Annotated in this window: 16 protein-coding genes; 10 read left to right on the forward strand and 6 right to left on the reverse strand. The window is 65.2% G+C overall.

Features of this window, described 5'->3' with window-relative positions; genetic code table 11:
- The first annotated feature begins 185 nt into the window (after positions 1-185).
- From LB554_RS16730 to choV, 3 genes are all read left to right on the forward strand, one after another.
- The gene (locus LB554_RS16730) at positions 186-1,121 is read left to right on the forward strand and encodes a choline ABC transporter substrate-binding protein (RefSeq protein WP_015316045.1); all 936 of its coding nucleotides are present in this window, start codon (positions 186-188) and stop codon (positions 1,119-1,121) included.
- 135 nt (positions 1,122-1,256) lie between these two features.
- Positions 1,257-2,111, forward strand: coding sequence for a choline ABC transporter permease subunit (gene choW, locus LB554_RS16735; protein WP_140665124.1), 855 nt, complete (start codon positions 1,257-1,259; stop codon positions 2,109-2,111).
- Positions 2,108-3,289, forward strand: a complete 1,182-nt coding sequence (gene choV / locus LB554_RS16740; RefSeq protein WP_015316047.1) for a choline ABC transporter ATP-binding protein — start codon at positions 2,108-2,110, stop codon at positions 3,287-3,289. The genes choW and choV overlap by 4 nt, the downstream gene beginning before the upstream one ends.
- 112 nt (positions 3,290-3,401) lie before the next feature.
- On the opposite strand, the gene LB554_RS16745 is transcribed toward choV, so the two are convergent.
- Together LB554_RS16745 and LB554_RS16750 are read right to left on the reverse strand one after the other, a co-directional pair.
- Complete coding sequence (locus tag LB554_RS16745) at positions 3,402-4,811, reverse strand: ATP-binding protein (RefSeq protein WP_140721663.1); 1,410 nt, start codon at positions 4,809-4,811, stop codon at positions 3,402-3,404.
- Positions 4,808-5,524 carry a response regulator gene (locus LB554_RS16750; RefSeq protein ID WP_224585716.1) on the reverse strand — a complete coding sequence of 239 codons (717 nt, stop codon included), beginning with the start codon at positions 5,522-5,524 and terminating at the stop codon, positions 4,808-4,810. The genes LB554_RS16745 and LB554_RS16750 overlap by 4 nt, the downstream gene beginning before the upstream one ends.
- Positions 5,525-5,796: 272 nt before the next feature.
- Between LB554_RS16750 and LB554_RS16755 the strand changes: the two genes are divergently transcribed.
- The 4 genes from LB554_RS16755 (at position 5,797) to clpS (ending at position 7,338) form a co-directional block, all read left to right on the forward strand.
- On the forward strand, positions 5,797-6,096 hold the full coding sequence (locus LB554_RS16755; protein WP_015316050.1) for a hypothetical protein: 300 nt from the start codon (positions 5,797-5,799) through the stop codon (positions 6,094-6,096).
- 37 nt (positions 6,097-6,133) lie between these two features.
- Positions 6,134-6,427 (forward strand): hypothetical protein, encoded by a 294-nt coding sequence (locus LB554_RS16760; protein WP_140617674.1) that lies wholly within the window; start codon positions 6,134-6,136, stop codon positions 6,425-6,427.
- Positions 6,428-6,588: 161 nt separating this feature from the next.
- Entirely contained in the window at positions 6,589-6,903 is a 315-nt protein-coding gene (locus LB554_RS16765) for a hypothetical protein (protein ID WP_140665118.1), read from the forward strand.
- Positions 6,904-7,032: 129 nt separating this feature from the next.
- Positions 7,033-7,338: an ATP-dependent Clp protease adapter ClpS gene (clpS, locus tag LB554_RS16770; protein ID WP_015316053.1), complete on the forward strand. Its 306-nt coding sequence runs from the start codon at positions 7,033-7,035 to the stop codon at positions 7,336-7,338.
- 102 nt (positions 7,339-7,440) lie between these two features.
- Here the strand turns inward: clpS and LB554_RS16775 are convergent, their stop codons facing one another.
- The 4 genes from LB554_RS16775 to LB554_RS16790 are packed head-to-tail and all read right to left on the reverse strand — an operon-like array spanning position 7,441 to position 14,360.
- On the reverse strand, positions 7,441-9,513 hold the full coding sequence (locus tag LB554_RS16775; protein ID WP_224585718.1) for a hypothetical protein: 2,073 nt from the start codon (positions 9,511-9,513) through the stop codon (positions 7,441-7,443).
- Positions 9,514-9,571: 58 nt separating this feature from the next.
- Positions 9,572-12,394, reverse strand: a complete 2,823-nt coding sequence (locus LB554_RS16780) for a DUF4159 domain-containing protein (protein ID WP_224585721.1) — start codon at positions 12,392-12,394, stop codon at positions 9,572-9,574.
- Positions 12,391-13,356, reverse strand: coding sequence for a DUF58 domain-containing protein (locus tag LB554_RS16785; protein ID WP_140617678.1), 966 nt, complete (start codon positions 13,354-13,356; stop codon positions 12,391-12,393). Before LB554_RS16785 ends, LB554_RS16780 begins: the two co-directional genes overlap by 4 nt.
- Positions 13,356-14,360, reverse strand: a complete 1,005-nt coding sequence (locus tag LB554_RS16790; RefSeq protein ID WP_023770308.1) for an AAA family ATPase — start codon at positions 14,358-14,360, stop codon at positions 13,356-13,358. Before LB554_RS16790 ends, LB554_RS16785 begins: the two co-directional genes overlap by 1 nt.
- Before the next feature lie 158 nt (positions 14,361-14,518).
- Between LB554_RS16790 and LB554_RS16795 the strand changes: the two genes are divergently transcribed.
- The 3 genes from LB554_RS16795 to LB554_RS16805 are packed head-to-tail and all read left to right on the forward strand — an operon-like array spanning position 14,519 to position 17,039.
- Complete coding sequence (locus LB554_RS16795; protein ID WP_015316058.1) at positions 14,519-15,148, forward strand: DUF1285 domain-containing protein; 630 nt, start codon at positions 14,519-14,521, stop codon at positions 15,146-15,148.
- The gene (locus LB554_RS16800; protein WP_224585901.1) at positions 15,148-15,780 is read left to right on the forward strand and encodes a CoA pyrophosphatase; all 633 of its coding nucleotides are present in this window, start codon (positions 15,148-15,150) and stop codon (positions 15,778-15,780) included. Before LB554_RS16795 ends, LB554_RS16800 begins: the two co-directional genes overlap by 1 nt.
- Positions 15,777-17,039, forward strand: coding sequence for a CCA tRNA nucleotidyltransferase (locus tag LB554_RS16805; protein WP_224585722.1), 1,263 nt, complete (start codon positions 15,777-15,779; stop codon positions 17,037-17,039). Before LB554_RS16800 ends, LB554_RS16805 begins: the two co-directional genes overlap by 4 nt.
- The last annotated feature ends 5 nt before the right edge of the window (positions 17,040-17,044 follow it).

A 17,044-nucleotide genomic window follows, 5' to 3' on the forward strand; every position in this document is an offset into this window, starting at 1 on the left:
AGGCAGATTGCGCTTGGGCTCGGCGCGGAAAGCGTCAGCTGTGTCGCTGATGGGCCAGCCAGCGCCGTTGATCGTGATTGTCTTAGCGCTTGAAACCACTCCAGAATGGTGTTTGGCTGACGAAACAAGGCGGGCACAAAAACCGTAACTTCGCTTCGCCAAAGAATCGAAATGGGAGAATACAGATGTCGCGCATGAATTCCTTCGTCGCCGGGCTAGGCTTGGCGGCTTTCCTGTCCACGAGCGCCGCCTTCGCCGGCGATCCGGCAAGCTGCAAGGCGGTTCGCCTCTCCGATGTCGGCTGGACCGACATCCAGGCCACCACCGGGCTGGCCTCGGTGCTGCTCACCGCGCTCGGCTACGAGCCGCAGGTGATCCAGCTCTCGGTTCCGGTGACCTATGCGTCGCTGAAGAACAAGGACCTCGACGTCTTCCTCGGCAACTGGATGCCGTCGATGACCAATGACATCAAGGATTATACGGCCGACGGTTCGGTCGAGACCGTCAGCCAGAACCTGGCCGGCGCCGGTTACGGCATCGTCGTGCCGACCTATGTCGCGGATGCCGGCGTCAAGTCGCTGACCGACCTCGGCAAGTTCAAGGACAAGTTCAACGGCAAGATCTACGGCATCGAGGCCGGCAATGACGGCAATCGCATCATCCTCGACATGATCAAGAACCCGAAGGACAATCTCGACGGGTTCGAACTGGTCGAATCCTCGGAGGCCGGCATGCTGACGCAAGCCGAGCAGTCGATGAAGAGCAATGAGTGGATCGCCTTCCTCGGCTGGACGCCGCATCCGGTGATGGGCGCCATGAAGATCACCTATCTCGACGGCATGGGCGACAGCGGTTTCGGCGCGGCCACCGTCTCGACCAATGTGCGCAAGGGCTACATGAGCGAGTGCCCGAATGTCGGCAAGTTCATCGCCAACCTGAAGTTCAATCTGGATATGGAAGGCCAGATGATGGACGCCATCCTGAAGGGCAGCGATGCCAACAAGGTGGCAACCGACTGGTTGAAGAAAAACCCGGATGCGGTCAAGCCGTGGATCGCCGGCGTGACCACCTTCGACGGCGGCGACGCTGCGGCGGCGGTCAAGACCGCGCTCGGAAGCTGAGCCGACTTTGATTTCGGCGTGACCGAAACAGAGGGCAGTCTTTGTGGAAAAGGCTGCCCTTTTTCGTATCCTGTGACAAGATGACGTCGCGACAGTACGGGGCCGAAGGCAGAGCTCTGGCAAACGAGGGGTGAGATGGATCCGATTTCCAAGTTCATGGTCGATCACAAGATCCCGATCGGCGCCTGGGGAAAGGCGTTCTTCGGTTTCCTTACCGACAATTTCGACACCGTCTTCAGGGCGTTCTCGAATGGCCTCAATTTTCTGCTCGACGGGCTGGTCAACATCCTGCTGATGGTGCCGCCGGTGCTGCTCGCTTTGGTGATTGCCGTCATCGCCTGGCTGCTGCAGCGTTCGCGGCCGCTCGCCATTGGCGTTTTCATCGGGCTGATCTTCATCATCAACCAGAACCTTTGGAAACAGACGGTGCAGACGCTGGTGCTGGTTGTCGCGGCGGCGGCGGCGGCGATGGCGATCGGCGTGCCGCTCGGCATCTGGGCCGCGCACAAGCCGAAGGTCTATCGCATCATGCTGCCGGTGCTCGACCTGATGCAGACGCTGCCGACCTTCGTCTACCTGATCCCGGTGCTGACCCTGTTCGGCCTTGGCAACGCGCCCGGCCTGATCGTCACCATCATCTTCGTCATCCCGACCGCGGTCCGGCTCACCCATCTCGGCGTCGTCTCGGTACCGAAGTCGATCATCGAGGCCGGCGAGGCCTTCGGCGCCACCAAGAGCCAGCTGTTGTGGAAGGTCGAGCTGCCCTCGGCGCTGCCCACCATCATGGCCGGTCTGACGCAGTCGATCATGCTGTCGCTGTCGATGGTGGTGTTCGCGGCCCTGATCGGCGCCGGCGGGCTCGGCACGGAAATCAACCGGGCGCTCGGTTCGCGCCGCATCGATCTGGGCCTTGAGGCCGGTCTCGCCATCGTCGTGCTCGCCATCGTGCTCGACCGGATGACCCGCATTGGCGTTGGAGGCAAGAAATGACCGTCGCCGTCGATTTCAGGAATGTCGATATCGTCTTCGGCGCCGACCAGGCCGGCTCGCTGGCGATGATCGACAAGGGCGCCACCCGGGCCGAAATCCTCGAGAAGACCGGCAATGTGCTCGGCTGCGCCGGCGCCAGCCTCACCGTGCATGAAGGCGAGATCTCGGTGCTGATGGGCCTGTCCGGTTCGGGCAAGTCGACGCTGCTTCGCGCGGTCAACCGGCTCAACGTGGTGTCGCGCGGCCAGGTGCTGGTGAAGGACGGTGACCGCACGGTCGATGTCGTCACCTGCGACGAGCCGACCCTGCGGCGGCTCCGCCAGAAGCAGGTGGCAATGGTGTTCCAGCAGTTCGGCCTGCTGCCATGGCGCACGGTGGAGGAGAATGTCGGGCTCGGCCTCGAACTCGCCGGCGTGCCGGACGCCGAGCGCAAGGAGCGGGTGCATCGCCAGCTCAAGCTGGTCAATCTCGACCAATGGTCGAACAAATACGCCCATGAGCTGTCGGGCGGCATGCAGCAGCGCGTCGGCCTGGCGCGTGCCTTCGCCACCGAGGCGCCTATCCTGTTGATGGACGAGCCGTTCTCGGCCCTCGACCCGCTGATCCGCACCAAGCTGCAGGACGAACTTCTGCAGCTGCAGGCGGAATTGAAGAAGACCATCATCTTCGTCAGCCACGATCTCGAGGAGGCACTGAAGATCGGCAGCCACATCACTATCATGGAGGGCGGCCGTATCGTCCAGACCGGCGCGCCGGAAGACATCGTGCTGCGCCCCGCCAACGATTATGTCCGCGACTTCATCGCCAATGTGAACCCGCTCTCGGTGCTGACCGCCTGGAACGTGATGCGCGACCGCCGCGATCTCGAACAGGGCAAGGACGGCTGGGTGTGGCTCGACCGGCGCAAAACGACGCGCTTCAAGATCGACGAGCACGGGCTGGTGGCGGCGGCCGAGCGCGACGGCAAGCCGGCCGTATGGGTGTCCTGCGCCGATGTCGAGGGCCAGCCGGAGGAGTTGGCGCAAGTGTTCTGGGCCAATCCCGGCACCTCGCTGAAGACCGTGATGCTGGCCATGCACCGGTCGCAGACCGCACCCGTGGCGCTGTTCGACGACCAGTCGCGCTTCGTCGGCGCGATCGGCATCCGCGACGTGCTGAGCGCGGTGCTGCGGCGCTGATGCATGTCGCCCAAAAGTGACCTCGGTTTTGGGAAGACGACATGCACAAAAACGAAGACTGAAGCGCGGCGCCTGATCCGCTTCGGCGCGACGCGCTTCAGGCGGCTATGTCCTAAGCCGCCATCGGCAGGCGCAACTCGGTCAGCAGGCCGCCGTCTGGATGGTTGGACAGGCGCACTTCGCCGCCCGCCGCGCGCGCGATGTTGCGGGCAATGGTCAGCCCCAGCCCGAGACCGCCGGTCTGGCGGTTGCGGGACTGTTCGAGACGCACGAAGGAGCCGAAGACGGCGTCGATCTGGGCCTGGGGAATGCCCGGTCCCTCGTCACGGATGGCGAGCGTGATCGTGCCGTCCAAGCGGCTGAGGCTGAGATGCGCCTGCTTGCCGTAGGTGACGGCGTTCTGCACCAGATTGGTGACGCAGCGCTTGAGAGCCACCGGCCGCGCCATGCAGATCAGGCCTCGCGAACGGACGTCGTCATTGTCGAAGGACACGGTCTCGTAGCTGTCGGCGACCGATTCGACGAGCGACCAGAAATCGATCCGTTCGGCCTTCTCTTCCGTGACCTCGAATTTGGCGAAGTCTATCACGGAACTCGCGATGCTTTCGATGTCGGCGAGATCGTGGGCGAGCGCCTGGCGCGCCGGTGATCTGCGCAACAGCTCCAGGCGCAGCCGCATCCTGGTCATCGGCGTGCGCAGGTCGTGCGCGAGGGCCGCCGCCAGGTGCTCACGATCCTCGACATATTCGCGCAGCCTCGCCTGCATGGCGTTGATCGCCTTGGCGGCGGCGCGTACCTCGCGGCTGCCGCTCTCGGCGATCGGCGAGCTCTTGAGGTCGTTGCCGATCCGGTTTACGGCGGTTTCCATCATCCGGTAGGGCGCGGTCAGCCGGCGCAGCGACCAGATCGACATGATCACCACCAGCCCCGCGATCAGCGAATAGAGCGGCAGGCTATCGACGCTCAGGATCGGGCCGACGGGCGTGATCGGTTCGGTGAAATTCAGCCATTGGCCGTCGGCGAAGCGCAGCGAAGCCGTCAGCTTGTCGCTCTGGGCGAAATCGGCGGCCAGCACCAGAAGATCCCGCTCGACCTGGCCGATCTCGGGTCCCGGTGCCGCGCCGCCGGCATCGTCGGCTTCGCGCGTCGCCGGATCGCGCCGCACGCGCGCGTCGGTGATACCGAACTTGGACAATCGGCCGACGAGAATGTCTTCCAGTTCGGCCAGTTCGTCGTCGCCGGCGATCGAGGAGGTGACGGCGGGCGTGTCCGAGACGGTGAGCGCGTAGGTGGAGTTGAACAGCCCGGTCGCCGTCGCCTTGCGCTCCTCCGGCGTGGCGTCGTGCATCAGCTGCACGAGCGAGAAGGCGCGGTCGTTGAGGCGGTAGAGGTCGACCACGTCATTGGCGGCGGCGCGGTCGCGCGATACGATATAAAGCGTCGCGACCTGACTGATCAGCAGGCCGGCAATGACGATCAGCAGCACCCAGACAGGCAAGGTCTGCGGCAGGAAACGTCTCATTCGGAGGTCGTCTCGGGCAGGAACTGGTAGCCGCCGCTGCGCACGGTGAGGATCAGTTTGGGCGTCTTGGGATCATCTTCCATCTTGCGCCGCAGCCTGGAGACAAGGATGTCGATGCTGCGGTCGAAGGAATAGTCGCTGTCGCCGCCGGACAGTTCGATGAGCTGATCGCGGGTCAGCACGCGCTGGGCGCTCTTGACGAAGGTCTGCAGGAGGTTGAACTCAGCCATGGTCAGTTCGACCCTGACATCGTCGGGCGCGGTCAGCCGCCGCCGCGAGCAGTCCATCGTCCAGCCGGCGAAGTGGTAAATCTGCTTGGTGGTGGCGCGCTTGGGCTCGGCGGCGCCATTGCGCCGAAGCACGGCGCGGATGCGGGCCAGCAATTCGCGCGGGTCGAAGGGTTTGGGCACATAGTCGTCGGCGCCCATCTCGAGCCCGACGACGCGGTCGGTCGTCTCGGTGACGGCGGTCAGCATGATGATCGGCGTCGTATGCTGGGCGCGGATGTCACGGCACAGTTCCAGCCCGCTCCTGCCGGGCAGCATCACGTCGAGCACGATCAGATCCACCTGCGTGCGGCGCAGGATGGTTTCCATCTCGGTCCCGTCGGCGGCAACCGAGGTGTGCAGGCCCCGCTTCTGGAAGAACTCCTGAAGCAGGTCGCGAATGCCCTTGTCGTCGTCGACGATCAGTATGTGTGTCTCGGATTTCACAGCTGCCCTGTCTGGTTTGCCGGCCACGCCATTCTTGGCTGGTGAGCCACACGATAGAATTCGGGCCGTATGTTGGCCAGTGCCTTGCTTTTCAAGGAAGAATGAATTCCGCCTTCTCCACAACGGCCAGCTTGGCGTGGCCCGGCCAGACACAATCCAGAAACAAAATTCTACAATCGGGAAAAACTCCTGAAAAGGTAGGCCGGCATAACGGTGCCGTGGCGGTCAGGTCATCGGCTGCGACGCTAGTCTCCGGGTTCACGGATAAACCGATGCCAAGATTGTCGATCAGTTTGTTGGGAGTTTTGCTGGGCCTTGGCCTGCTCACTGCCGCTGTCGACCAATCAGACGCAAAGGCGCCGCTGACCCGGAGCGAACGGTGCGCCAATCTCAGCCACCAATTTGATGAAGCCCTCGAAACCCATGCCACGGCAACGCAGGTCACCGCGGCAAAGGCACTTCAGAGAAAGGGTAACCGGTACTGCGCCGCCAAGAAACAGGCGCAGGGCATCCGGATGCTCGCCAATGCTTTGAAGTTGCTTGGAGTGACACCGAACGACCCGGTCCAGTGACACTCAAACGACCCGCACAAAAAAGGAAAACGAAGCCATGAAAAAATCCCTCCTGTCCGCCCTTGGTCTCGCCGTCGCTCTCGCCTTCTCGATGCCCGTTCTCGGCAACGCTGCCGCGACCACGACCGCTGCCCCGGCCGCTGCCACCACGACCACCGCTCCGGCTGCTGCCGCGACGACCACTGCTCCGGCCAAGGCCGCTCCGAAGAAGGTCGCCAAGAAGACCGTCTGCAAGGTGACCAAGAAGCACAAGTGCCCGGTCAAGAAGGCCCCCGCGATGGCGGCTCCCGCGAAGGCGGCCCCGGCGAAGGCTGCTCCCAAGAAGCCCTGATCAGCTTCGAGGTTAGTTCTAGCAAGGCCGCCCCAGCCGCAAACCGGCTGGGGCGGCCTTCTGCCAAGGCATGATCGAAGAGCTGAACGCCGGCGGCTTCCAGCCACGCATCTCGATCGTGCTTAACCCGTTTGCAATGCCGGCCCTGTAGGACAATCCGCATGAAGAAGCGGCTTTCGTCCATTTTTCGCTCCATGGTGATTGGCGGCCTGGTTGCCACCGGCGTCGCCAGGGTGCTGATTCTGCTCACCGCCAGCCCCGTGCCGGACCCTGCAAGCGGGCGCACCGAGCCTTCGCTGTTCGCACCGGCGATTTCCAGCAACTGGGATTACATCACGCCGGTGCAGGCATGGCTTTTGATCGTGCTCGCCGGCGTGACGCTGATCTGTGTTGCCGGATGGCCGATCGCGGCATGGCTGGAACGCCGGGCGGATGCCGACCCAACGCGCCGCGTCTTCGGCCGTCAGGGCCGTTGAACCGCGACCGACAATTCCCCACATGATCCTGAAGGACCGGGCCCGCCCGCCGACGGTCCGTAAATGGACGATCACTGCCGCCCGTGGCAAAATGCGGACTTAAGCTGATCGCGAAAACAGTCGGTTCGAATGCCTGAAATCACCACAAAACCGCGCACCAAGGTCAAGCCGCAGACAGAGCGGCCGAAGCTCTACAAGGTCATCCTCGTCAATGACGATTTCACGCCGCGCGAATTCGTGGTGACGGTGCTGAAGGGCGAGTTCAAGCTCTCGGAGGACCAGGCGCACCGGGTCATGATCACCGCGCACCAGCGTGGCGTCTGCGTGGTCGCGGTCTTCACCCGGGATGTCGCCGAGACCAAGGCGACACGGGCCACCGATGCCGGCAAGGCCAAGGGCTACCCGCTGCTGTTCACGACGGAACCGGAGGAGTGAGGAGGGGCTCGTCATAGCCTTGGTTTCGACAATTGGCGAAACCATTCGCGACGGCGTCTTTCTCCACGTCACTACACGGGGAGAAAGAAAGAGCGCACCGCTCTACCGTCCCTCGCGGTACCACATCGAACCCATCGCCAGGAGCAACAGGCCGAGGCCGAGGAAGCCGCCGAACAGCGGCACGCGCGACACGGCCTTGAGCACACTGTCGTCGGTGGTGCGCAGGCCGATCCAGTCGCTGCCCGACGCCTCGCCGGCCGAGCGCACCGGCACGATGGAAGGCAGCGTCACGTCGCTGCCCGTGGCAGACGCCAGCCGGCGCACGCTGCCGCCGGTAGCTTCCGCCGGCGCCTTCAGCCGCTCCTGCGTGGAGACGACGTCGGCGAATTCCGGAGCGTTGACCGGTCCGACATGGGCAAGCGCGGTGAGATCGCCATTGGCAACCTGGAAGAGGCCGATCTCGCTGGTCTGGACGCTGCCGAGGAAGACGCCGGGCTCGGACTTGTCGAGCTTGACGGCGAGCGTCTTGCCGGAAGGGGTGATGATCTGCGCCGGGCCGGGATCGTCGGCCATGGTCTGGCGGCGGATCTCCAGCACCATGCCGCGTCCCTCGGCGGTCAGCCGCTCTTCCTCGAGTTCGGGCTCCTTCATCAGCCAATGGGCGATGCGCCGGTAGAGCTGGACATGCGGGCCGCCGCCCTCGAAGCCGCGCGCCCACAGCCAGCCCTGGTCGGACAGAAGCATGCCGACGCGGCCTTCGCCCTTGCGGTCGAGCAGCAGCAGCGGCCGGTTGTCGGCGCCCTTCATCACCACTTCACCCTGCGGGTTCTGCACGCCGATGGTGCGGAACCAGCGGCTCCAGTGCGGCGGCTCGGTGGCCGAACCGTCGAGGCCGCGCGTCACCGGGTGACGCTGACCGAGTTCGGTGAGGCGAGGATAAAAGGCCTTGTCGACGACCTCGCCGGTCGGCATGGCCGGCAGCGCCGACATCAGCGGCGTGCGTGCGATCGAAGCCTCGCCGGCATATTCGGGACCGGCGGCGATCAGCAGCGCGCCGCCCTTTTCGACATATTCGGAGATGTAATCGTAATAGAGGATCGGCAGCACGTCGCGGTGCTGGTAGCGGTCGAAGATGATGAGGTCGAAATCCTTGATCTTCTCGACGAACAGCTCGCGGGTCGGGAAGGCAATCAGCGACAATTCGTTGATCGGCGTGCCGTCCTGCTTTTCCGGCGGCCGCAGGATTGTGAAATGGACGAGATCGACCGAGGCGTCGGATTTCAACAGATTGCGCCAGGTGCGCTCGCCCGCATGCGGTTCGCCCGAAACGAGCAGAACGCGCAGGTTCTCGCGGATGCCGTCGACCAGCGCGATGGCGCGGTTGTTGGTGTCGGTCAGTTCGCCCGGCTCACGGTCGATGGCAAGTTCGATGATGTTGCGGCCAGCACCCGGGATGGTCACCTGCAGCGGCATGGCCTGGCCGACCGTGGCATGCTCGACCGAAACCTGCTCGCCATTGACCGAGACCCGCACATCGACCGGTCCGGTCTCGTTTTCGGTCGAGATGACGCGATAGCTCATGTCGAGCGGCTTGCCGACGAGGCCGAAACGCGGCGCGTTCTCGAAACGTATACGGCGGTCCTTCTCATGGTCGTTGCCGGTGATCAGGGCATGCAGCGGGGCGTTGAACTCGGGCGTGCCCGACGGCGTGTCATGCACCTCGCCGTCGGTGACCATGATGGCGCCGCCGATGCGCGAGGGCGGCACGTCGCGGAAGGCGCCTTCCAGCGCTCCGAACAGCCGCGTTTCCGTGCGCTCCTCGGCGGCGTCGGATTTGCCGGCCTCGACGACACGGACGTCGAACTGCTTGAAGCGGCCAAGACGCTGCTGCAACCCGGCCACGGCCTCGTCGGTCTGCCTGGTGCGGTCGCCAATGTCCTGGCTCTGGCTGCGGTCGACGACCAGCGCGACGACGCTTTTCAGCGGCTCGCGCTCCTCGTTGAGGAATACGGGGTTGAAGAGGGCGGCGGCGAGCGCCAGCAGGGCGACCAGGCGCAGGACCGCGCCGCGCTGGCGAAACCACAGGCCGACGAGCGCCAGCAGCGCCAACGGTACCAGCACCAGGGCCAGAAGCGGCCAGGATAGAAGCGGTTCGAAGGAGATCGACCAGTTCATGCTTCATCCTCTCCGTTGTGGAGAGAGTTGACCCGCCGTGGGGAGTAAGAACGTCATCCTACTGCCCCAGCCGTTCGAGCAGGATGGGAACATGCACCTGGTCGGATTTGTAGTTGCCGGTCAGCATGTACATCATGATGTTGACGCCGGCGCGCAGCGCGTAGACCCGCTGCATCGGATCGTTCGGTACGGTCGGCAGCAGCGGATCGCCATTCTCGTCAACCGCCCAGGCGCCGGCGAAATCATTGGCGGTGATCATGATCGGCGATACGCCGTCGCCGGTGCGCACCGGCCGGTTGTCGGCATTGCTGGCATCGAGCGATGCCTCGACCCAGAGCGGGCTGCCGGCGAAGCGGCCGGGGAACTCGGGCAGGATGAAGAAGGATTTGGTCAGCACATGGTCCGACGGCACCGGCTCCAGTGGCGGCACGTTCAAGTTGCCGAGGATGTCGCGCAGCCGCTCGGTCGCCGGGCTGGTGGAATCGGCACCGATGCCGTTGGCGAACTGATCGCGGGTGTCGAACAGCACGGTGCCGCCCTGCTGCATATAGGCGTCGATGCGGGCGATCGCGGCCTGGCTTGGCATCGGTGCCGCCGGATCGATCGGCCAGTAGATCAGGGGATAGAAGGACAGTTCGTCCTTCGAAATGTCGACGCCGGCCGGCGCCCCCGGTTCCAAGGCGGTCTTCTCGATCAGGAAGCGGGTCAGACCCTCGAGCCCGGCGCGGCTGATCGAATCGACACCCGGGACGCCTGTCAGCACATAAGCGATGCGGGTTTTCGAAATCGCCTCGATAGCAACCTGGTCGCCCGGCTTGGCATCATCGGCGCGCGCGACATCGGCATGGCCGAACAGTGCGCCAAGCGCGATCAAGACAGCGGCTGTGGTGGCGCCCGCACCGGCACGGCGGGGCTGGCGCGAAAACAGGCCGCCCATCCACAACACCGCCAGCGTGTCGAGCAGCATCAGCAACAGAGCCGCCGCGACCAGCGCGCCCTTCAGGTTGCGCGATTCATCGAAGGCGTACTGGACGGTGGTAACCGGGACCGTCACTTGCGGGCGCGCCAGCGGGGCGAAGGTGCTTGAGGCGTCGAGCAGATTGTGGGCGAAGACGCCGGTTTCCGAGCCGTAGAGGCCAGGCGGGTTCTCGAAGGTGACCGGCAGTGGTCCTGCGCCCGGCACCAGCGGCCGTGCATCCGGTGTCGGCGGCACCAGCGAGCCGTCGGCCGCGATCATCCGATAGGGCGCCAGCGACGTGGCTGCGGCTTCGGCATTGGCGATCGCCGCGCCCTGGTTGCGCGACAATTGCACGATGCGGCGCAGCATCTCCACGAAACTGCCCGAGATCGGCAGGTTCGACCACGTCGCCTCGGGGGTGACATGGAACAGCACCAGCGTGCCCTTGCCCTTCTTCAGCCCGGTCACCAGCGGCGTGCCGTCGGCGAGGGCCGCCCAGGTGCGCTCGACGATGTCGGGTGTCGGTTCGGCCAGCACCTGCCTGGTCACCGTGACCTCGGTCGGCGGCGCCAGGTCGGCGAACGGGCCGGCCTTGGGAAATTCGGTGACCGGCTGCGGCGAGGTCCATGACAGCGCGCCGCCGAGCGAACGCTCGCCGGTGCGCAGGCGGACCGGCAGCAAATCGTCGTCATTGCCGGCAGCGGCCAGCCGCGAGCCGGCGAAACGCACGAGCGTGCCGCCATTGTCGACCCAGTCGACCAGTCTTTGCCGGACCTGTGCGGGAATGGTGCCGATATCGGCCATGACGATCATCGCCGGCTTCTGGTCGAGGATCTGCGGGATGGCGTCAGCGAGATCGGCGCTGGAGGGCTCGACCAGATCGGCGAAGGGCTGCAGCGCGCGCCTGATGTAGTAGAGCGGCGACAGAAGCGGCTGCGCCTGGTCGGCCTCGGCTTGCGACAACAGCCCGACGCGGCGGCGTTTGGAGCTTTCGTCGAGCACGCGCACGGCACCGGCATGCCGTTCGCCATCGAGCGCGATCGAGGCGAAGTCGTTGCGCAATTCGAACGGCACCGCCATGGTGCCGGTGGCCGTGGCTTCGCCCGGCGCGAAGGTCAGGGTCGCATCGGCGATGCGGCGGCCCTTGTCGTCGAATGCGCCGGCGGTGACCTGCGCCGGGGCGGGATCGCCGGGCGCGCGGATGGCGGTCAAACCAAAGCCATCAACCTGGTTTTCGGCTGATGTCAGGCCAGTCAGCGACAGCCGGTCGGCCACCGCCCAGGCGATTCGGGCGGCATTTTTCGACAACAGCGTGTTGAAGGCGGCCTCGTCGCCCTTTGCCGCCAGGCCATCGGCCAGCACGGCGACGCTGGCGCCTGGCAAGGTTTCCAGCATGCCGGCGACGCGGGCATAGACGGCGGGCCGGTCGGTGGGGATCGGCCGCGGCTTGGCGGCGCGCAGCCGGTCGAGCGCGGCGGCGGCATCGAAGGGGCCCATCTCCGCATTGGGCTTTTCGGCGGTGAAGGCGATGATAACAGGCACGCCATTCGAGCCGGCGTCCTTGATCAGCCGCTCGGCGGTGGCGACACGCTTGTTCCAGTCGGCGGCACTCGCCCAATCATTGTCGATGACCAGGGCAAGCGCGGCACCCTCGGCCGGCAGCTTTTCGCGCGGGTTGAACACCGGTTCGGCCAATGCCGCGACGACGAGGGCAGCCATCAGAAGCCTGAGCAGCGTCAGCCACCAGGGGCTGCGCTGTGGGGTTTCCTCACGCTTGAGCACACGGGCCAGGATCTTCAGCGGCGGGAACACCTCGGTCTGTGGCTTGGGCGGGGTGAGCCTGAGCAGCCACCAGATCACCGGTAGCGCCAGCAGGCCCCACAGCACCATGGGGGCACCGAAGGAGAGCGGCAGCCAGCTCATGCGACCGCCTTTCCAGGCTGATCGCCCTTGGCGATCAGCCTGGGCTGATCGCCGGCAATGATACCGGCATGCCCGCCATCGGCGGTCATCGCCATGTGCAGGCGCACCAGCGCGTCGGACGCGAGCCGGTCGGTATGGTTGACGGTAAAGCTCCAGCCAAGCCGCTTGCACCAGCCGGCCAGCTCCTGGCGGCGAGCGGTGTAGAGCAGGCGGTATTCATCGGCCAGCATCTCGGCGCGGCCGGCGGTCAGCTTGTCGCCGGTCTCGGGATCGGTGAACTCGGTGCGGCCGGCATAGGGGAAGGTTTCCTCGGCCGGGTCGGCAACCTCGATCAGATGGGCGCGCACGCCATGGCGGGCGAGCACGTCGAGCCAGGCCATGGTTTCCTCGACGGGGTCGAGGAAATCGCTGGCGATGACGATGTCGCAGAAGCGCCTGATGTTGGAGAGATCGGGTTTTGCCGGCAGTTCGCCGGCATGCATGAGCTGGGCGGCGATGCGCTCGGCGCCGTTGCGAGCGGTGAATGGATCGGTCAGATCAGGCCAGGCGATGCGTTCGCCGCTGCGTGACAAAAGCTCGGCCATGGCCAAGGTCAGCACCAGGGCGCGCGATTGCTTGGAAACGCCGGCTCCCGTCGATTTGTAGAGCATGGACGGCGAGGGGTCGGCCCACAGCCAGACGGTGTGGGCGGCTTCCCATTCACGGTCGCGCACATAGGTGTGGTCGTCGCGGGCCGAGCGGCGCCAGTCGATGCGCGAGGCGTCGCCTTCGACGTAGGGCCGGAACTGCCAGAAATTCTCGCCGATGCCGCGCTTGCGGCGGCCATGCCAGCCGGCGATCACGGTGTTGACGATACGGCGCGCCTCGACCAGCAGGTCGGGAACCAGCGAAGCCCGCAACCGGCCTCGGGCGAGCGCATCGCGCGTCGCTGCCGGGGCCTGGACTTCGCCGATACGCGCCATCAAATGCCTTTCACAAGCTTCGCCACCACGTCGCGCACGCTGGTGCCCTCCGCGCGGGCGGCGAAAGTCAGCGCCATGCGATGCTGCAGCACCGGTTCGGCCAGCGCCCTGACATCGTCGACCGAAGGCGCCAGGCGTCCGTCGTAGAGCGCGCGGGCCCTGGTGCACAGCATCAGCGCCTGGCTGGCGCGCGGGCCCGGACCCCACGCGACATGCTTGTCCGTGTCGGCATTGCCCTGGCCCGGACGCGCCGAGCGCACCAGGGTAAGGATCGCCTCGACGACGCTTTCGGGTACCGGCATGCGGCGGATCAGTGTCTGGATCTCCTTCAGCCGCGCCGGCTGCAGCACGTTCTGGGCTTTCGCGTCCTCGACGCCGGTGGTTTCCAGCAGGATGCGGCGCTCGGCCTCGATTTCGGGGTACAAGATGTCGACCTGCATCAAGAAGCGGTCGAGCTGGGCTTCGGGCAGCGGATAGGTGCCTTCCTGCTCCAGCGGGTTCTGCGTCGCCAGCACATGGAAGGGGGAAGGCAGGTCATAGCGCGCGCCGGCAATGGTGACATGATATTCCTGCATCGCCTGCAGCAGCGCCGACTGCGTGCGCGGCGAGGCGCGGTTGATCTCGTCGGCCATCAGCAGCTGGGCGAAGATCGGCCCGGAAATGAAGCGGAACGAGCGCTTGCCGGTCTCGTCCTGCTCCATGACCTCGGAGCCGAGAATGTCGGACGGCATCAGGTCGGGCGTGAACTGGATGCGGCGCGAATCGAGCCCGAGCACGACGCCCAACGTCTCCACCAGCTTGGTCTTGGCGAGGCCCGGCACACCGACCAGAAGCGCATGGCCGCCGGCCAGCAGCGCCACCAGCGTACGCTCGACGACGTTCTCCTGGCCGAAGATCACCCGGCCAACCCCGTCACGGATCCTGGAGATGTCGGCAAGTGCCTTCTCGGCCTCGGCGACCATGTCCGTTTCGCTGATCGGGCTTTCCTTGACCATCACGCTCATGCCGCATCGACCCCTTTGGTTGGAAATGCCATGGTTTGGAAATGCTGGCCCGCACCATACCATAGACTGCCGCGATTCGGCCTCGCGGAGCGCCTATGGTTGAACTTAAATCACAGACTTAGGCTGACAAGCGGAACAACAGTGACTATTTCGTGACGATGAGCGAACACCACGAACATCGCCAACAAAGCCTTACGCAGGCCACCGAGGCTCGGGGCCTTGAGGCGCTGATCTCGCGCGCGGCCCGCGCAGGCAAGGGCGCGGCGCCGGTCGAGCGCTGGAATCCCGACTTTTGCGGCGATCTCGACATGGAAATCAAGGCCGACGGCACCTGGTTCTACCTGGGCACGCCGATCGGCCGCATGCCGCTGGTGCAGCTTTTCTCCTCTGTGCTGCGCAAGGACGCCGACGGCAGGACCTATCTGGTGACGCCGGTGGAAAAAGTCGGCATCCGCGTCGCCGATGCGCCTTTCGTCGCCGTCGAGATGGATGTTTCGGGCGAAGGCGAGGATCAGGTCATCACCTTCCGCACCAATGTCGGCGACGTGATCGAGGCCGGACCGGAGCGGCCGCTGCGCTTCGTCGACGAGAACGGGACCGGCGGTTTGAAGCCGTATCTGCTGGTGCGCGGCAGGCTGGAGGCGCTTGTGGCGCGGCCGGTCATGTACGAACTGGTCGGGCATGGCGAGGAGATCGAAATCGACGGCAGGACGATGTTTTCAGTGCGCTCCAAGAACGCCGTGTTTCCGATCATGCCGGCCGATCAGTTGAAGCGGTTGAGCGCATGATGGACCAGGTATCGCCGGCGCCGTTTTCATCAGCGGATTTTCGCGCGCGCTTCGCCGCGCAGCCGGAGGCGCATGCCGGCGGCGACTATGGCGATCACCGCTTCAATCCCGGCCATCCGCGCCTCAACCCTGGCAAGCCGCTGCGCAACGCCGCGGTGCTGATCCCGGTGGTCGACCATGACGGCGAGGCGACGGTTCTGCTGACCAAACGGGCCGAAAAACTCCGCAATCATTCCGGGCAAGTGGCTTTCCCGGGCGGCACGATCGATGCGACCGACGCAAGCCCGGAAGCGGCGGCGCTGCGCGAGACCTTCGAGGAGATCGGCCTTGGCCAGGATCGCATCGAGATCATCGGCCGGATGCCCGATTACGTCGCCGGCAGCGGCTACCGCATCGCGCCGGTGCTAGGCATCGTGCGGCCACATTTCCAGCTGACCCTGAACACGGATGAGGTCGACGCCGCCTTCGAAGTGCCGCTGCGCTTCCTGATGGACGCGGCCAACCACAAGCGCGACAGCCGCATGTGGAACGATCTCGAATGGTTCTTCTACGACATGCCCTATGGCGACCGGCGCATCTGGGGTGTCACCGCCGGGATCATCCGCACACTGTATGAAAGGCTCTATGCGTGAGTGTTTCGATCGCGGGCAGGGCGGACTGGCTCTTCGACAAGCATCTGCAGCGCCTGCTTGGCGCGCTCACCGAAGGCGGTGAAGAGGCGCGCATCGCCGGCGGCGCCGTACGCAACGTGCTGATGGGCCAGCCTGTCACCGACATCGACATAGCAACCTCTTGCCTGCCGCGGGAAACCATTCGCCGCGCCGAGGCGGAAGGTTTCAAAGCGGTGCCGACCGGTATCGAGCATGGCACCATCACGGTGGTCGCCGATGGCAAACCTTATGAAATCACCACCTTGCGCGCCGATGTCGAGACCGATGGCCGTCGTGCCAGGGTGTCGTTCGGGCGCGACTGGAAGCTCGACGCCGAGCGGCGCGACTTCACCATCAACGCGCTTTATGCGGAGGCCGATGGCAGCGTTGTCGACCTTGTCGGCGGCATCGCCGACATCGAGGCGCGCCGGCTGCGCTTCATCGGCGATCCGGAGGCACGCATCCGTGAGGATTATCTGCGCATCCTGCGCTTCTTCCGCTTCTTCGCCTGGTATGGCGAAGGCCGGCCCGACGCCGAGGGGCTGAAGGCCTGCGCCCGGTTGAAGGAAGGCCTCGCCCAACTCTCGGCGGAGCGCATCTGGTCCGAACTGAAAAAGCTTTTGTCCGCACCCGATCCCTCGCGGGCGCTGCTATGGATGCGGCAGGCCGGTGTCTTGACCGCCGCGCTGTCAGAAAGCGAGAAATGGGGCATCGATGCGATCCACGGATTGACCAGAGCCGAGAAGGATCTGGGCTGGGCAATGGATCCGATGCTGCGGCTGGAGGCGATGGTGCCGCCGGATGCGGCGCGCATGAAGACGCTTGCGGAGCGGCTGAAATTCTCGACCGCCGAGGCGGATCGCCTGCGCCATTGGTCCATGGCAACCGCCGTCGAACCGAAGACGACCGAGGGCGAATTGGCGAAACGGCTCTATCGCGGCGACCGCCAAGGATTTGTCGACCGCCTGCGGCTTTCGCTTGCCGCGGCGCGGGTGCGGGCCGTCGAAGACAATGAAGCGCTGCTCGAAGCCGGCGGCTTTTCGCGCCTGCTTTCCTTTGCGCTCAAATGGAAAAGGCCCGAATTTCCGCTGCGAGGCGCCGATCTGACCGCGCTCGGCGCAACACCAGGGCCGAAGCTCGGGGAGATCCTCAAGAACCTGGAAGCGGAATGGATCGATGCGAGTTTCACGCCCGATCGCGACGCACTGATCAAGCGCGCCGCAGAGGCACTTGAAGGCTGATGAGG

The sequence above is a fragment of the Mesorhizobium sp. CO1-1-11 genome (assembly GCF_020164995.1).
Classification (GTDB): Bacteria; Pseudomonadota; Alphaproteobacteria; order Rhizobiales; family Rhizobiaceae; genus Mesorhizobium; species Mesorhizobium australicum.

Excerpts from the sequence above, each read along its gene's own strand:
- LB554_RS16730 (WP_015316045.1), top strand. The coding sequence starts at position 186 with ATGTCGCGCATGAATTCCTTCGTCGCCGGGCTAGGCTTGGCGGCTTTC.
- choW (WP_140665124.1), top strand. The coding sequence starts at position 1,257 with ATGGATCCGATTTCCAAGTTCATGGTCGATCACAAGATCCCGATCGGC.
- choV (WP_015316047.1), top strand. The coding sequence starts at position 2,108 with ATGACCGTCGCCGTCGATTTCAGGAATGTCGATATCGTCTTCGGCGCC.
- LB554_RS16745 (WP_140721663.1), bottom strand. The coding sequence starts at position 4,811 with ATGAGACGTTTCCTGCCGCAGACCTTGCCTGTCTGGGTGCTGCTGATC.
- LB554_RS16755 (WP_015316050.1), top strand. The coding sequence starts at position 5,797 with ATGCCAAGATTGTCGATCAGTTTGTTGGGAGTTTTGCTGGGCCTTGGC.
- LB554_RS16760 (WP_140617674.1), top strand. The coding sequence starts at position 6,134 with ATGAAAAAATCCCTCCTGTCCGCCCTTGGTCTCGCCGTCGCTCTCGCC.
- LB554_RS16765 (WP_140665118.1), top strand. The coding sequence starts at position 6,589 with ATGAAGAAGCGGCTTTCGTCCATTTTTCGCTCCATGGTGATTGGCGGC.
- clpS (WP_015316053.1), top strand. The coding sequence starts at position 7,033 with ATGCCTGAAATCACCACAAAACCGCGCACCAAGGTCAAGCCGCAGACA.
- LB554_RS16775 (WP_224585718.1), bottom strand. The coding sequence starts at position 9,513 with ATGAACTGGTCGATCTCCTTCGAACCGCTTCTATCCTGGCCGCTTCTG.
- LB554_RS16780 (WP_224585721.1), bottom strand. The coding sequence starts at position 12,394 with ATGAGCTGGCTGCCGCTCTCCTTCGGTGCCCCCATGGTGCTGTGGGGC.
- LB554_RS16785 (WP_140617678.1), bottom strand. The coding sequence starts at position 13,356 with ATGGCGCGTATCGGCGAAGTCCAGGCCCCGGCAGCGACGCGCGATGCG.
- LB554_RS16790 (WP_023770308.1), bottom strand. The coding sequence starts at position 14,360 with ATGAGCGTGATGGTCAAGGAAAGCCCGATCAGCGAAACGGACATGGTC.
- LB554_RS16795 (WP_015316058.1), top strand. The coding sequence starts at position 14,519 with ATGAGCGAACACCACGAACATCGCCAACAAAGCCTTACGCAGGCCACC.
- LB554_RS16800 (WP_224585901.1), top strand. The coding sequence starts at position 15,148 with ATGGACCAGGTATCGCCGGCGCCGTTTTCATCAGCGGATTTTCGCGCG.